The organism is Streptomyces sp. NPDC042002 (genome assembly GCF_055588305.1).
The window spans coordinates 238,011-253,460 of the sequence record NZ_JBVJCT010000004.1; the positions used below are offsets into that span (position 1 = coordinate 238,011).

A 15,450-nucleotide genomic window follows, 5' to 3' on the forward strand; every position below is an offset into this window, starting at 1 on the left:
ACCGCACATGAGCCGTGCAAGAACAGCACTTCTCGGGGCACTCGCCCTGATCGCCGCGGGAACGGGCGCCGCCTCGGCCGTTCCCGCCGACGTCGGCACCAACGCCGTCGCCTCCATCCCCTGCACCGTCGACTACAAGGTGCAGAGCCAGTGGGACACCGGCTTCACCGCCGCCGTCACCGTCACCAACAACAGTGCCGCCAAGTCCAGTTGGTCGGTGAAGTGGGCCTACGCCGGCAATCAGAAGGTCACCAGCTACTGGAACACCAAACTCACCCAGAGCGGCACCGCCGTCACCGCGAACAACGAGACCTACAACGGCACGCTGGCCACGGGCGGTTCGGTCAGCTTCGGCTTCAACGGCTCCTACAGCGGCACCAACGCCCTGCCCACCGCCTTCACGCTCGACGGCGTGACCTGCAACGTCGACGACGGCAGCGGCGGCGGCGGGGGAGGCGGAGGCGGCACCGACCCCTCCGGCAAGGTCGACAACCCGTACGCCGGCGCCAAGGTGTACGTGAACCCGGAGTGGTCGGCGAAGGCCGCCGCCGAGACCGGCGGCAGCCGGATCTCCAACCAGCCCACCGGCGTCTGGCTCGACCGGATCGCCGCGATCAGCGGCTCGTCCACCAGCATGGGCCTGCGCGCCCACCTCGACGCGGCGCTCGCCCAGAAGGGCACCGGCGAAGAGGTCGTCCAGCTCGTGGTCTACGACCTGCCCGGACGTGACTGCGCAGCCCTCGCCTCCAACGGCGAACTCGGCGCGACGGACATCGACAAGTACAAGACGCAGTTCATCGATCCGATCGCGGCGATCCTCTCCGACAGCAAGTACGCCTCGCTGCGCATCGTCACCACCATCGAGATCGACTCGCTGCCGAACCTCGTCACCAACACCGGCAGCCGCGCCACCGCCACCGCGAACTGCGACACCATGCTCGCCAACGGCAACTACGTGAAGGGCGTCGGCTACGCGCTCGCCAAACTCGGCGCGATCCCGAACGTCTACAACTACCTCGACGCCGGCCACCACGGATGGCTCGGCTGGGACGACAACTTCGCCCCCGCCGCCAACATCTTCAAGCAGGCGGCGACGGCCGAGGGCGCGACGGTCGACGACGTCCAGGGCTTCATCACCAACACGGCGAACTACAGCGCCCTGAAGGAGAACAACTTCACCATCAACGACACGGTGAACGGCACCTCGGTGCGCCAGTCCAAGTGGGTGGACTGGAACCGCTATGTCGACGAGCTCTCCTTCGCGCAGGCCTTCCGCACCGAACTCGTCTCGGTCGGCTTCAACTCCGGTATCGGCATGCTGATCGACACCTCCAGGAACGGCTGGGGCGGCACCGCCCGGCCCGCCGGACCCGGCGCGACGACCAGCGTCGACACCTACGTCGACGGAGGACGCTACGACCGCCGTATCCACATCGGCAACTGGTGCAACCAGTCGGGCGCGGGCCTCGGCGAGCGGCCGCAGGCGGCACCGGCGGCCGGCATCGACGCCTATGTCTGGATGAAGCCTCCGGGCGAGTCCGACGGCTCCAGCACGGCGATCGCGAACGACGAGGGCAAGGGCTTCGACCGGATGTGCGACCCGACGTACACGGGCAACGCCCGCAACGGGAACAACCTCTCCGGCGCGCTGCCAGGCGCCCCGCTCTCCGGGCACTGGTTCTCCGCCCAGTTCCAGGAGCTCATGAAGAACGCGTACCCGGCCCTGTGACCGGCTGACCGCGCGCGTCCGCCAGGGGTCAGTTCCCCTTCCCCAGCCCCTGGCGGATCGCGAACTCCACCGCCGAGTAGTCCCCGTCGGCCCGCTCCAGCTCCAGGGGCACCGCCGGGGACAGCGGCGGCTGCGCCATGAACCGCGGCCGGCTCCCGTGGTGCGGCTGTGCCGCGTGCACCAGGAACGGATGACACAGGTATACGTCGCCGGGCCGGCCGGTGGCGTACGCGACCGGCCGGTGCGCCGACGCCTCGACCAGCCGCGGCGCGATGTCCAGCCCCGAGACACCGTCCTCCCCGTAGGGCTCCAGGAGCGGCGGCACGTCCAGGTGCGAGCCGACACGGATCCGGGTCGGCGCGTCCTCGGGGCCCACCTCGGTGAACAGGAACAGCATCAGCAGCGCGCGATCCCTGGAACGCAGATTGGTGTGGTACCAGGTCGCGCCCTCGGGCAGATAGCTTCCCTCGATGTGCCAGCCCGCGTCGTCCGGTTCCTCCTCGTGCGGGAAACGCAGCGGGAAACTGCCCAGCGAGTAACGCGGCTCCCAGCGGCCCTCCCCGAGCAGCAGGTCGAACGCGTCATGCAGGGCGGGTGAGTTGACGGCGGCGGCGAAGGGCCCCTGGGCCATCCCGGAGATCCAGCGCACGGGCTCGGTCCAGGTGGCGGGATCGTCCGGGGAGCAGCCCGTCTCCTCCCACAGCAGCCGGACGCAGTCCGCGGCGACCCGCGGCGGGAAGGCGCCCTCGATCCGCACGAAGCCGTCCTCCAGGAAGCGCTCCAGCATGACGTCGTCCATGCGGCCATGCTCGATGACGGGTCCTCGCGGGCGCATCCGGTTTTCCGGCGGCGCTCTCTTTTTGCCGTTCGAGCAACACGACTGGCCGTTTCCGGGAGCGGCGGCGCACGCTGTCCTCATCCCGAGAGAGAGGCTTGTCGCATGGCACAGGACCACGACCACGGCAGCGGCCACGGCCCGGCGCACCAGCAAGGCCCGGCGCAGGATCGCGGCCACCACCACGGCCCCGCGCGGAGCCACGACCACGGTCACGATCACACCCACATGGACTTCTCCCAGATGCTGCCCATGCTGGTGCAGGAGGCTGAGCTGTTCACCCCGGCGTATGTCCAGGCGGCCGAGTGGCTGCGGGAGCAGCGGCCCGAGCCGGGACTGATCGTGGACGCGGGCAGTGGCCCCGGGGTCATCTCCTGTCTGTTCGCCGAGAAGTTCCCTGGTGCCCGGGTCGTCGCCGTGGACGGCGCCGAGCCCCTGCTCGCGGAGGCCCGCGCCCGCGCCGAGCGGCTCGGTGTCGCCGACCGCTTCGGCACGATCGAGGCCGAACTCTCCGATGGCGTGGGCGACTTGGAGTACCCCGCGGATCTGCTGTGGGCCAGCAGGTCGTTGCATCACGTGGGTGACCAGCGGGCCGCTCTGACCGGCTTCGTCCGGGGCCTGGCGCCCGGTGGCATGCTCGCCCTGCTGGAGGGCGGCCTGCCCACGCGCTTCCTCCCGCGCGACACCGGTATCGGCCGGCCCGGCCTGGAGGCCCGCATCGACGCGGTGCACGACGAGTGGTTCACCCGCATGCGGGCCGAGCTGCCCGGAGCGGTGGCGGAGACGGAGGACTGGCCCGCTCTGCTCACCGCCGTCGGCCTGCGCCACACGGCGACCCGCACCTTCCTCCTCGACCTCCCCGCCCCGCTCTCGGACGAGGCCCGTGCCTTCGTCGTCACCGTCCTCACCCGCCGCCGGGACGGCCTCGCCGAAGGGCTCGACGCGCAGGACCTCGCCACGCTCGACCGGCTCCTCGACCCGGACGACAAGGCGAGCGTGCACCACCGCTCGGACGTGTTCGTCCTGACGGCGATGACGGTGTATGTGGGAGTCAAGCCGGAATAGCCCGGTGAGCGTCACCCGGCCGCGGGGACGCCAGGCGGGCCTTGACATCGAGCGTGCTCCAAGTGATGAACTCCGGTAGTCCGCCGTACAGTCGGGCCCACGCCCGGCCGGACGACTCTGGGGGTACACCATGACCGATTCTCCTGTCGCGCTCATCACCGGAGGCGGGAGCGGTATCGGGGCCGCGGTCGCCCGTCGGCTGCTCGACGCCGGGCAGCGGGTGGCCGTCACCGGTCGCGGTGCGGAGCGGCTGCGTGGATTCGCCGAGGAACTCGGCAACCCCGGGGGGCTGTTGACGGTCGTCGGACACGCGGCCGAGTACGACCAGGTGCGAGCGGCGGTCGAGGCGACACTCAAGGAGTTCGGGCGGCTCGACACCGTCGTCGCCAACGCCGGTTTCGCCACCCATGACACGGTCGCGGAGGGCGACCCCGCCGGCTGGTCCGAGATGGTGCTCACCAACGTGCTGGGGCCCGCGCTGCTCATCAGGGCGTCCATCGACGCGCTGAAGGAGACCCGTGGCCGCATCGTGCTGATCGGCAGTGTCGCCGGGCATGTGAACACGCCCGGCAACATCTACGGCGCGACCAAGTGGGCGGTGACCGGGCTCGCCGAGAACACCAGGCGCCAGGTCACCGAGTACGGCGTGGGCGTGACCCTGATCTCGCCCGGCCGTGTGGAGACGCCGTTCTGGGACAGCTACGGCAGCCTCCCGCCGGGGCACCTGCTGACGGCGGACCAGCTCGCCGACTCGATCGTCTGGGCGGTCGGACAGCCGACGGGCGTCGACGTGAACACGGTCGTCGTCCGCCCGATCGGCCAGCCCGTCTGATCCGTGCCCGGCGGGGCGACGGGCGTCCCGCCGGACAGGTGCTCAGTTGTTCGCGAGGAACTGTTCGGCCAGCGAGTCCCCGAGTGACACGGCCGCGCTGTGGCTCTCGATGGGGGACACCTGCGAGTTCTTGAACAGGATGTACGTCACGCCCGAATCGGCCCCGCCCGTCTCCGGGTCGGGGTCGATGCCCAGCGCGTTCGCCGTGGCGTACGACGCCTCACCGATGATCTTCGTCGGTCCGGTGTCGCCGACCACCGCGTACTCGACCTTGCCGTTGTAGACGACGGCGACCACACCGCCACCCTTGATTCCCGAACTCGTGTACTTCCAGATGCTGCTGGTGCTCGGCACGACGACGTAGGGCAGCGAGTCGGCGCGCAGCGGCTGGCCGTTGGACTGGTGGAAGGCGGTGTCGTCCTGGAACCAGGGGTCGGTGTCGGCACTGCACTTGCTGGTGATCTGGCCGTCGCAGTCGATGTCCATGTCGGCCTTCCAGAACACGGCGCCGTTCTTGCCGCAGACCGGGACGGTGGCCGAAGTCTCGTCGTCGGTCTTGTACTTGCCGCTCGATATCTGCGAACAGGACGTCACCTTGGCGAGGAGGGCGGACGCGCTGACCGAACCCTCCTGTGCCGAGCGGGGGCTGGCGGTGCCGGAGGCGCTGGCCGGGAGCGTGGCGACGGCGAGCAGCGCCGCGCCGACGGCCGTGGACAGGGTCAGTGTTCGAGTGCGCACTGTGGGGGACCCTTCTGTTAGGAAACTTTCCTTACCGGGTTGCCGTACAAAGTGGCCCTCCTTGCATGACCGCGTCAAGACCTGTGGCCGAGTTGGTCCGGTCCAAGGACGCGAAAAGGCCGCCGGCCCGGATGCGGTGGGCATCCGGGCCGGCGGCCGCGTGGTGCGGGCGGGTCGGTCAGCCGAAGGCGGCCGGGTCCGGGCCCAGCCGGCGGTCCTCGTTCAGGGCCGAGATCGCCGCGATGTCCTCGGTGTCCAGGGAGAAGTCGAAGACGTCGATGTTCTCCTTGATCCGGGCCGGCGTCACGGACTTCGGGATCACGATGTTGCCCAGCTGGAGGTGCCAGCGCAGGACGATCTGCGCCGGCGTGCGGCCGTGCTTCTGCGCGATGGCGACGATCGCCGGGACCTCCAGGAGGCCCTTGCCCTGGCCCAGCGGCGACCAGGCCTCGGTCGCGATGCCCTGCTCGGCGTGGAACTCGCGGGCCGCGCGCTGCTGGAGGTGCGGGTGCAGCTCGATCTGGTTGACGGCCGGGATGACGGACGTCTCGTCGATCAGCTTCGTCAGGTGCTCCGGGTGGAAGTTCGAGGTGCCGATGGCCTTGGCGCGGCCGTCCGCGTAGATCTTCTCGAACGCCTTGAACGTGTCGACGTACGTGCCCCGGGACGGCGTCGGCCAGTGGATCAGGTACAGGTCGACATAGTCCAGGCCGAGCTTCGCCAGCGAGGTGTCGAAGGCGCGCAGCGCGGAGTCGTACCCCTGGTCGCTGTTCCAGAGCTTCGTGGTGACGAAGAGCTCCTCGCGGGCGATGCCGGAACCGATGACGGCCTTGCCGGTGCCCTCTTCGTTGCCGTAGATCGCCGCTGTGTCGATGCTGCGGTACCCGGACTCCAGCGCCGTGGCGACCGCTCGCTCCGCCTCGTCGTCCGGCACCTGCCAGACGCCGAAGCCCAGCTGCGGCATCTCGACGCCGTTGTTCAGGATGATCGGGGGGACCTTGCTCACGAGCTCTCGATCCTTCAGTCGTCGGATGGTACTCGTATGGTTAACGATCACGGGCCGTGATGCATTCCTGACCGGGCTCCCGGTCCGAGGAATCGAAGATTGGCTGAAATGATCCGATCGATCGCGCCAGAGACACCGGAGGGAAGCCGGAGGCGAGCCGGCGGAAGGAGGGGCGAAGTCGTCGTGATGCCCGGCCTCGGCGAGGATCCGGGCCCGCCCGCCCGGGACTACGTCCGGTAGAGCGCCTCGACCTCCGTCGAGTACGCCTTCTCGATCGCCCGGCGCTTCAGCTTCAGCGACGGCGTCAGCAGACCGTGCTCCTCGGTGAACTGGTTGGCCAGAATCCGGAACGTACGGATCGACTCGGCCTGCGAGACCAGCGTGTTCGCGGCGACCACGGCGCGCCGCACCTCGGTCTCCAGATCGGTGTCGCGCACCAGATCGCCGGCGGACAGCGGCGGTTTGCCGCGCATCTGGAGCCAGTGCTCGACGGCCTCGGAATCGAGGGTGACGAGCGCCGCGATGTACGGCCGGTCGTTGCCGACCACTATGCACTGCGCGACCAGCGGGTGGTCGCGCACCCGCTCCTCCAGCACGCCCGGCGAGACGCTCTTGCCGCCGGAGGTCACCAGGATCTCCTTCTTGCGCCCGGTGATCGTGAGGTAGCCGTCCTCGTCCAGGGACCCGAGGTCCCCGGTGGCCAGCCAGCCGTCGTGCAGGGTGGCGTCGGTGGCCTTGTCGTTGTTGAGGTAGCCCTGGAACACATTGCCGCCGTGCAGCCAGATCTCGCCGTCGTCCGCGATGTGCACGGTGGTACCGGGGATCGCCTGTCCGACGGTGCCGAACCGGGTGAGCTCGGGCGGGTTGGCGGTCGCGGCGGCCGTGGACTCGGTGAGCCCGTACCCCTCGTAGATGGTGATGCCCGCGCCCGCGAAGAACAGCCCGAGCCGCCGGTCCATCGCCGAGCCGCCCGACATCGCGTGCCTGACCCGGCCGCCCATCGCGGCCCGCACCTTGGAGTAGACGAGCTTGTCGAAGACCTGGTGCTGCATGCGCAGGGCCGCCGAGGGGCCGGGACCGATGCCCCAGGCCTTGGACTCGATCGCGTCCGCGTAGCGCACGGCGACGTCGACGGCCTTCTCGAAGGGGCCGGATCTGCCTTCCTTCTCGGCCTTGCGGCGGGCGGCGTTGAAGACCTTCTCGAAGATGTACGGCACGGCCAGGAAGAAGGTGGGTCTGAAGGCGGCCAGGTCCGGCAGCAGCGCGGAGGCGTTCAGCTGGGGCTGGTGCCCGAACTTCACCTTCCCGCGGAACGCGGCGACCTGCACCATCCGCCCGAAGACGTGCGCTAGCGGCAGGAACAGCAGGGTCGACGCTTCGTCCCCGCGCTTGGAGTGGAAGACGGGTTCCCAGCGGGTGATGACGGTGTCCGCCTCGAACATGAAGTTCGCGTGCGAGATGACACAGCCCTTGGGGCGTCCGGTGGTGCCCGAGGTGTAGATGATCGTCGCGATCGATTCGGGGGTGACCGCGCGGCGGTGCCGGTGGACCACCTCGTCGTCGAGGTGCGCGCCCGCCTCGTACAGCTCGTGCACCGCGCCCACGTCGAGCTGCCACAGCTTGTGCAGCTGGGGGAGCCGGTCGACGACCGTGGCGACGGTCATCGCGTGGTCCTCGTGCTCCACCATGACCGCCGACACCTGCGCGTCGTGCAGCATCCAGAAGACCTGCTCGGCGGAGGAGGTGGGGTAGACGGGCACGACCTGGGCGCCGATCGTCCACAGGGCGAAGTCGAAGAGCGTCCACTCGTAGCGGGTGGGGCACATGATCGCGACCCGGTCGCCGAAGCGGATGCCCTGGGCGAGCATGCCCTTGGCGAGCGCCAGGACCTCGTCCCGGAACTCGGCCGAGGTGACGTCGCGCCACTGTCCCTGCTCGTCCTTGCGGCCGAGCGCGATGTGGAGCGGGTCTTCCTGGGCATGGTCGAAGACGACGTCGGCCAGGCCGCCCACCGGCGGCGCCGACGCCAACGGGGGGTTGGTGAACTCGCGCAATACCGCTCCTCGTGGCGCTCCGCACAGCGCCGTGAAAGCTACCCCACCGCTCGACCGGACGGGAGGGGGCTCGAACCGGCGAGGGGCGCGGTGTCCACACAGGTCAGCCGTGGAAATGCCCGCACAAGGGGAAGGGTAGGACAGAACTCCTTACGGCTCCGTAGGTTTCGGGTCCGTAATCTCCACGGAATCGCTACGACCCGGCGCCGGAACGCGAGGCTGCCGGGAGTGGAATCGGAACATCTGCTTCCGCGGCCGGTGCGGACCCCGCCCCGCCTCTCGCCACGCCTCCGGACAAGGGTCGAGCGGCTAGCTCCGGGGCCCTCCGTGCAGCCGGTCCCCGCCCGCGAGGATCGCCGTCGCGAGCGCGTCCGCGGCTCCCTGCGCGGACGGCCGCCGGTGGCCGTGCAGCAGTACGAAGTCGACCTCGCCGAGCTCCGGGAGCCCCGCTCGCTCCGGCACCCGGACCAGGCCGGGCGGTACGAGTCCCCGTGAGTGGGCCATCACGCCGAGACCGGCGCGGGCCGCCGCGATCAGGCCGTTGAGACTGCCGCTGGTGCAGGCGATGCGCCACGGCCTGCCCTGGCGCTCCAGGGCTTCGAGGGCGAGCGCGCGGGTGATGCCCGGGGGAGGGTAGACGATCAGCGGGACCGGGCGGTCCGGGTCGAGCCGCAGCCGCTGGGCGCCGATCCACACCAGACGGTCGTGCCAGACGAGCTCGCCGCGCGGGTCCTGTGGCCGCCGCTTCGCCAGCACCAGGTCGAGATGCCCGGCGGCGAGCTGTTCGTGGAGGGTGCCGGACAGCTCGACCGTCAGCTCCAGGTCCACCTCGGGATGGTCGGAGCGGAACCCCTCCAGGATCTCCGGCAGCCGGGTCAGTACGAAGTCCTCGGACGCGCCGAACCGCAGCCGGCCGCGCAGCCGTGTCCCGGCGAAGAACGCCGTCGCCTGCTCCTGCACCTCCAGGATCCGCCGCGCGAACCCGAGCATCGCCTCGCCGTCCTCGGTGAGCTCGACGGAGTGCGTGTCGCGCGAGAAGAACTGCCGCCCGGCCGCGTCCTCCAGCCGGCGCACATGCTGGCTGACCGTGGACTGGCGCACCCCCAGCCGCCGGGCGGCCCGCGTGAAGCTCAGCGTCTGGGCCACCGCCAGGAACGTACGCAGCTGGGACGGGTCGTACACACCTCCACGTTATCGCGATACGTGATGACAGTCAGAGCGGTATGACGGATTCCCGATCGCAGTCCGGGAGAGGACGATGGAGAGGGCACGATCCGCCGACGACGATCAGACGCACCGAACCGAGCAACCGAGCAGTGGAGCACCGTGAAACGCCTGAAGTGGCCGAGCTGGATGCCGGTCGACCCCTACATCCTGCTGCTGCTCGGGACGGTGGGCCTCGCCGCCCTGTTCCCGGCCGGCGGTACGGCGGCGGACGTCGCCTCCGGCGCGTCCACGGCCGCCATCGCCTTCCTCTTCTTCCTGTACGGCGCGCGCCTGTCCACCCGTGAGGCGGTGGACGGACTCAAACACTGGCGGCTGCACGGCACGGTGCTGATCTGCACCTTCGTGGCGTTCCCGCTGCTCGGCCTCGCCGCCCGCGGACTGGAGCCGGTGTTCCTGACGCCCGACCTCTACACCGGCCTCCTCTTCCTCACCCTCGTCCCGTCGACCATCCAGTCGTCCATCGCCTTCACCTCGATCGCCCGCGGCAACGTGCCCGCCGCGATCTGCGCGGGCTCCTTCTCGTCGCTCGCGGGCATCGTCGTCACCCCGCTGCTGGCGGCGCTCCTCCTCGGCAACGGCGGCGGCGGGTTCTCCGCCGACTCGGTCGTCAGGATCGTGCTGCAACTGCTGGTGCCGTTCATGGCCGGGCAACTGCTGCGCCCCTGGATCGGCGCCTTCATCACCCGCCACAAGAAGGTCCTCGGCTACGTCGACCGCGGCTCGATCCTGCTCGTCGTGTACACCGCGTTCAGCGAGGGCATGGTGCAGGGCGTCTGGCACCAGGTGAGCGCCGTCCGGCTGGCGGGACTCCTCGTCGTCGAGGCGCTGCTGCTCGGCGTGATGCTCCTCCTCACCTGGTACGGCGCGAAGGCCCTGCGCTTCGGCAGGGAGGACCGGATCGCCATCCAGTTCGCCGGGTCCAAGAAGTCGCTCGCCTCCGGACTTCCCATGGCCGGCGTCCTGTTCGGCGCGCACGCCTCGCTCGCGGTGCTTCCGCTGATGCTCTTCCACCAGATGCAGCTCATGGTGTGCGCGGTGATCGCCAAACGCCGCGCCCGCGACCCCGAGGTGACCGGCGAGTCCGGTCCGGCCGGTCCGAACCAGCGGTCCGGGACCGGGGGGACGACGGGCAGGGGCGGTCCCGCGGCCGGAACGGACGGGTCCGCCAGGTCCCAGGTCTCCCCGGCCGCGACGTCACGAACCGCGGTCGGTACAGGGACACGCTCCGGCTGAGGGCACGGCACGGGCCACCGTCCTCCCGGTCGTGGTCCGGGAGGACGGTGAGCGGCACGGCCGCCGGGACCAGGGCCGGCGGGATGCCGAGCCCGGTCCCGTTCCGCCGCCGCGCTCGTGCGTCGTCGGGCACGGACGGGACGTCAGTGGTCCCCGCTCACCCGGTCCAGGGGGAGCCACAGGACGGTGTCCCGGGTCACCTGTCGCGAGGGCGGCGCCGACAGCTCGTCGTCGCTCAACGCCCGGTCGTAGACCCGAACGTCGTCGATCGCGCCGGTGAAGTACGCCCGGCTGTCCATCCGTTGGCCGATGTGCACCCCGAACGGCGAGTTCCGGCTCACCGATCCGGGCACGTCCGCCGTGCTGACCGTCGTCCCGTCGATGAACAGCGTGAGCTGTCCCCCGCCGCGGCGCAGCGCCAGATGGTGCCACTGGCCGTCGTTGAACGCGCCCGCGGTGCGCACGAACGCCGTGGCCGGGGCCGCCGCGCCGTTTCTGGTGGTGATGAGCCCGGTGATCCGGTTGGACGCGGGCTCCCCGCGCAGCCACACCTGCGGCTGCGTCGTACCGATCCCGCCCATCCACAGCAGCGGCTGCTCACCGCTGGTGGCCGTGTAGCGGAACCACAGGGACGCCGTGAAGTCCTTCGTCCCCAGCGGCAGCCGGTCCTGATACGGCAGCCGTACGGCGTCGTCGACGCCGTCGAACTCCATCGCGTCCCCGAGGACGCCCGCCGTCCGTCCCGCGCCGCCGAGGACCGCTGCCCGCCGGGTGAACGGCGCGAGGTCGGCCGTCGTCGGGTCAGGGCCCCGGCGCGGCTGGAGCCAGTCCTCGGTGAAGCGGGCGAAGCGGATCTCGTCGCGCGCGTCGACCGCGCCGCCCTCGTACACCAGGCCAACGGCGTCGCCGTCGACGCGCACCAGGTCGGAGTAGCCGGACCAGTCGGTCGTGACGACCGTTCCGCGGTCCACGCTGTCCCAGGTGCGTCCGCCGTCGTAGGAGGAGCGGATCATCATGGTCCGGCGGCGGTCCGGGTCGGCGGGGCAGGACAGCAGGATCCGGTCGCCGACGCGCAGGGTCGAGCCCTGCACCTGGGGCGCGTAGAGGTCCGGGATGTCACGGAAGGGGGAGACGAAGCTGTCGCCGCCGTCCCTGCTGACCGCCTGGGTGCGGTGCCCGAGGTCGGTGCCGTCCTGCTCGCGACCGCTGACCAGGATCGATCCGTCGGTGCGCTCGGTGAGCGTCATCTCCGACGGCTTCTGCCGGTAGGTGCCGTCGTCGGCGATCGGCCAGGTGTCGGTCGCCCCGATGTCCCAGTGGTCGCCGCCGTCGTCGCTGGTGATGAGCGCGGCGTTGTTGGCGGTGACCCGACTGCCGTTCCAGGTCTCGGTGTTGACGGCGAAGACGAGGCGTCCCGCGTGCCGGCCGCGGGTGAGCTGGATGCCGTGCACCGGACCGGTGGCGTACCAGGAGTTCCAGTTCGCGGGCAGGATCTCGTCGCTCAGGTCGCGCGGCTGCGACCAGCTGAGTCCGTCGTCGTCGCTGTACTGGAGATGCGGGGTGCGGTCGCACGGCACCGCGCAGCTCGCGCTGTCCGTACGGCCCGTGTTGTACGTCTCCGCCAGCACGATCCGGCCGGTCTCGCGGTCCACGATCGGTGTGGGGTTGCCGTGGGTGTTCCCGCCTCCGTCGTTGACGACCTGGAGCGGGCTCCAGGTGCGCCCGCCGTCGCTGGAGCGCTTCACCACGATGTCGATGTCGGTCGCGTCGCCGCAGTTGAGGACGCGACCCTCGGCGAACGCCAGCAGCGTTCCCTCGGTCGTCCGCACGACGGACGGGATGCGGAAGCAGGCGTAGCCCGGATCCTGGGAGGCCTTGAACAACACCTGCTGTTCGAACTCGCCGCCCGTAGTGGCTGGTTCGGCCCGTGCGGTGCCCGGGAGCGCGACGAGCGCGGCGATGCTGAGAGCGGCGGTCAGGGCGGCTTTGAGGCGGGAGCGGGAGCCGGGCCCGGAACGGAGGTCGAAGACGGCTCTCGGGCGGGTGCGGGAGCGGCCCTCCGGACGGGGGGACAAGGCGGGGGCCGGGCGAGTGCGGGAGCCGTCCCCCCGGCGGGTGGGTAAGGCGGGGCTCGGGCGAGTACGGGCGCCGGGTCCCGGGCGGGCGGCGAAGATGGATCTCAGACGGGTGCGGAGGCGTGACGGCATGGTGCGACCTGCCCTTCGTACGGCGGCTGGGCAATCCGGATTCTCTGGACATCCCACGTCCAACGTTCGCGCCGCAGACGCTACTTGGGCCCTCACGCACCCCACAAGAAGCGTGCATCGGTTGTGTCCACGCCAGATTTCCGCGCTCATGTGTCCGCTCGGCGAAGAGCAGTTCACTGGCTTGTTGATCCGGATTTCCGGTACGGACGGCTGATGCGGGCTAACGTTCCGTCATGACCGCACCCGAAGCCGAACCCCGCCTCGCTCTCGACCCGGCGCGCACCGCCCTCGTGCTCGTCGATCTGATGGAGCGCATCGTGGCGTTGCCCCTGGCGCCGCACAAGGGGACCGAAGTCCTCGCCACCGCCGAGGAGTTGGCGGCCTCCTTCCGGAAGGCGGGCGCGCTCGTCGTGCTCATCCGGGTCGAGCGGTCCGGGGTCCCGGAGCAGCCGCCCGGCAGTGGACTCGTCGCCGGACTGGTCGCGGACGGTGATCTGGAGATCGTGAAGCGGACCATCGGCGGTTTCCAGGGCACAGGGCTGGACGAGAGGCTGCGCGAACACGGTGTCTCCACCCTGGTGTTCGGCGGAATCGCCACCAACCTCGGCGTCGAGTCGACCGCGCGCGCCGCGGGCGACCTCGGCTACGACCTGGTCTTCGTCGAGGACGCGATGGCCGCGTTCACCGCTCCCGAGCACGACGCCTCCGTCCGCCTGGACTTCCCGCGCCTCGGCACGGTCGTGACCGCCGGTGAGGTGCGGCTCATCGCGGGATGAGCCGCACCGGCGCGGTCGAGGCCGAGGGCCTCGCGGTGGACGCGCGGGGGCTCACACCAGTACGCCGCCCCCGTCGGCCACGACGACCGAGCCGGTGCTGTAGCCCCCGCGCATCAGATAGAGATAGGCCTCGGCGATGTCCTCCGGCTCGCCCACCCGGCCGACGGGGAGTGACGCCGCGGCGGACGCGAACAGTCCGTCGCGGTCCTCCTCCGGCAGGTCCCGCCACAGCCCGGTGCGGACCACCCCCGGCGAGACCGCGTTCACCCGGATCGGCGCGAGCTCCAGGGCCAGGGCACGGGTGAGCGACTCCATCGCCCCGCACAGGCTCGCCGCGACGCTGGTCCCCGGCATCGGCCGGCGCCCGGCCGTGCCGGTGGTCAGGACGACCGAGCCGCCTTCGCGGATCGCCGGGGCACCGTACTTGACGGCCGTGTACGCGCCCCACAGCCGGGTGTCCAGGAAGCGCCTGGCCCGCGCCGGATCGGACTCGGCGAGACTCCCCAGCAGCAGCGACTCACCGGCCGTGTAGACCAGGTGGTCGAAATCGCCGATCCGGCCGAAGAGGCCGCGGACGCCGTCCTCGTCGGTCGCGTCCAGCGCATGCCCCTGCGCGCCCGACGGCAGCCGCTCCAGGGCGGCGTCCACACTCTCCGGGCGCCGCGAGGCGACCACCACCTCGGCCCCCTCGCGGGCGACCGCCTCCGCCACCGCGAACCCGATGCCCGCCGTGCCGCCGATCACGACGACCCGCTGTCCTCGCAGACCTCTGTGACCCATGTCGGTTCCCTTCCGCGTAATTCCCGGGTCCGTCCCGGTGCCTCCAAGCCTGCTCGTGGCCGTGCCCCGCCGTCCAAGACCTCTTTCGGCGTCGGCGATACCCTGAAGGCATCGTCGGTGCTACGACGGAAGGGCGGTCATGGATCTCGACCTGCGCAAGGTCCGCTACTTCGTGGCGGTGGCCGAACTGCTGCACTTCGGGCGCGCGGCGGAGCGGCTGCACATCGCCCAGCCGGTGCTGAGCCGTCAGATCAGGGCACTGGAGAAGGACTTGGACGCCGTGCTCCTCGAACGGGACAGCCGCGGTGTGGCCCTGACCTCGGCGGGGCGCCAACTCCTGGACGACGCACGCCCGTTGCTCGCCACCGCCGATGCGACCCGACGCCGGGTACGGCGGGCGGCGCGCGGCCCGAGCCGGCTCGTCGTCGGCTTCCGGGCAGGAGTGGTCGTCACCCACGCCCTGCGGGCCTTCGGTGCCGCCCATCCCGACGTCGACGTCCAGGCGCGCCGAGTCGAATGGGACGACCAGGAACAGCTGATCCTCGACGGGACCGTCGACCTCGCCTACGTCCGCCGGCCGATCCAGGAGCGGGGACTCGCGCTGCTGCCCCTGTTCGACGAGGCCCGGGTCGCGATGCTCCCGGCGGTCCACCGGCTCGCCGGGAAGGAGGAACTCGCCCTCGCCGACCTGGAGGGCGAGACCTGGCTGCGCTACTCCGACCCCGGGCCGGACGATCTGCCGATCCGGACCATCGAGGAGAAGTTCGAGCGCGTGGCGGGCGGGGCCGGCATCACCCTCGTGCCGGAGTCCGTCGCCGAGCAGTACTCACGCCCGGACATCACGTACGTACCGGTCACGGACGCGCCGCCCGACCAGGTGTTCCTGGCCTGGGACAGCAGTCGTCGCACGCCCCTGATCGCCGCGTTCGCCGAGGTCGCGGAGGTTCGGGGCTGAGGCGGGGCCCCGC

13 protein-coding genes are annotated in these 15,450 nt (G+C 70.8%); 6 read left to right on the forward strand and 7 right to left on the reverse strand.

All coding sequences use genetic code 11. The features are described 5' to 3' along the window. The first annotated feature begins 7 nt into the window (after positions 1–7). On the forward strand, positions 8–1,729 hold the full coding sequence (locus ACZ6KY_RS08740) for a glycoside hydrolase family 6 protein (RefSeq protein WP_469309582.1): 1,722 nt from the start codon (positions 8–10) through the stop codon (positions 1,727–1,729). 28 nt (positions 1,730–1,757) lie between these two features. On the opposite strand, the gene ACZ6KY_RS08745 is transcribed toward ACZ6KY_RS08740, so the two are convergent. Further along, the gene (locus ACZ6KY_RS08745) at positions 1,758–2,528 is read right to left on the reverse strand and encodes a phytanoyl-CoA dioxygenase family protein (RefSeq protein ID WP_469309583.1); all 771 of its coding nucleotides are present in this window, start codon (positions 2,526–2,528) and stop codon (positions 1,758–1,760) included. Between the two features lie 141 nt (positions 2,529–2,669). On the opposite strand from ACZ6KY_RS08745, the gene ACZ6KY_RS08750 reads away from it, so the two are divergent. Together ACZ6KY_RS08750 and ACZ6KY_RS08755 are read left to right on the forward strand one after the other, a co-directional pair. Continuing rightward, the gene (locus tag ACZ6KY_RS08750; protein WP_469309584.1) at positions 2,670–3,629 is read left to right on the forward strand and encodes a class I SAM-dependent methyltransferase; all 960 of its coding nucleotides are present in this window, start codon (positions 2,670–2,672) and stop codon (positions 3,627–3,629) included. A gap of 130 nt (positions 3,630–3,759) precedes the next feature. Next, positions 3,760–4,461: an SDR family oxidoreductase gene (locus tag ACZ6KY_RS08755; RefSeq protein ID WP_469309585.1), complete on the forward strand. Its 702-nt coding sequence runs from the start codon at positions 3,760–3,762 to the stop codon at positions 4,459–4,461. 42 nt (positions 4,462–4,503) lie between these two features. On the opposite strand, the gene ACZ6KY_RS08760 is transcribed toward ACZ6KY_RS08755, so the two are convergent. From ACZ6KY_RS08760 to ACZ6KY_RS08775, 4 genes are all read right to left on the reverse strand, one after another. After that, the gene (locus ACZ6KY_RS08760) at positions 4,504–5,199 is read right to left on the reverse strand and encodes a glycoside hydrolase family 75 protein (RefSeq protein ID WP_469309586.1); all 696 of its coding nucleotides are present in this window, start codon (positions 5,197–5,199) and stop codon (positions 4,504–4,506) included. A gap of 178 nt (positions 5,200–5,377) precedes the next feature. Beyond that, a complete protein-coding gene (locus tag ACZ6KY_RS08765; RefSeq protein WP_469309815.1) occupies positions 5,378–6,163 on the reverse strand; it encodes an aldo/keto reductase in 786 nt (261 codons plus the stop codon). Between the two features lie 269 nt (positions 6,164–6,432). After that, on the reverse strand, positions 6,433–8,259 hold the full coding sequence (locus ACZ6KY_RS08770; protein WP_469309587.1) for an AMP-dependent synthetase/ligase: 1,827 nt from the start codon (positions 8,257–8,259) through the stop codon (positions 6,433–6,435). Between the two features lie 309 nt (positions 8,260–8,568). Beyond that, positions 8,569–9,441, reverse strand: a complete 873-nt coding sequence (locus ACZ6KY_RS08775; protein WP_469309588.1) for a LysR substrate-binding domain-containing protein — start codon at positions 9,439–9,441, stop codon at positions 8,569–8,571. Positions 9,442–9,612: 171 nt separating this feature from the next. Between ACZ6KY_RS08775 and ACZ6KY_RS08780 the strand changes: the two genes are divergently transcribed. Next, on the forward strand, positions 9,613–10,719 hold the full coding sequence (locus ACZ6KY_RS08780; RefSeq protein WP_469309816.1) for a bile acid:sodium symporter family protein: 1,107 nt from the start codon (positions 9,613–9,615) through the stop codon (positions 10,717–10,719). Between the two features lie 143 nt (positions 10,720–10,862). Here ACZ6KY_RS08780 and ACZ6KY_RS08785 read toward each other — a convergent pair whose 3' ends face one another. Then, entirely contained in the window at positions 10,863–12,698 is a 1,836-nt protein-coding gene (locus tag ACZ6KY_RS08785; RefSeq protein ID WP_469309817.1) for an exo-alpha-sialidase, read from the reverse strand. 461 nt (positions 12,699–13,159) lie between these two features. Between ACZ6KY_RS08785 and ACZ6KY_RS08790 the strand changes: the two genes are divergently transcribed. Further along, the gene (locus ACZ6KY_RS08790) at positions 13,160–13,702 is read left to right on the forward strand and encodes an isochorismatase family protein (RefSeq protein ID WP_469309589.1); all 543 of its coding nucleotides are present in this window, start codon (positions 13,160–13,162) and stop codon (positions 13,700–13,702) included. Positions 13,703–13,753: 51 nt separating this feature from the next. Here ACZ6KY_RS08790 and ACZ6KY_RS08795 read toward each other — a convergent pair whose 3' ends face one another. Beyond that, entirely contained in the window at positions 13,754–14,482 is a 729-nt protein-coding gene (locus tag ACZ6KY_RS08795; protein WP_469309590.1) for an SDR family oxidoreductase, read from the reverse strand. Positions 14,483–14,621: 139 nt separating this feature from the next. On the opposite strand from ACZ6KY_RS08795, the gene ACZ6KY_RS08800 reads away from it, so the two are divergent. After that, complete coding sequence (locus ACZ6KY_RS08800) at positions 14,622–15,437, forward strand: LysR family transcriptional regulator (RefSeq protein WP_469309591.1); 816 nt, start codon at positions 14,622–14,624, stop codon at positions 15,435–15,437. The last annotated feature ends 13 nt before the right edge of the window (positions 15,438–15,450 follow it).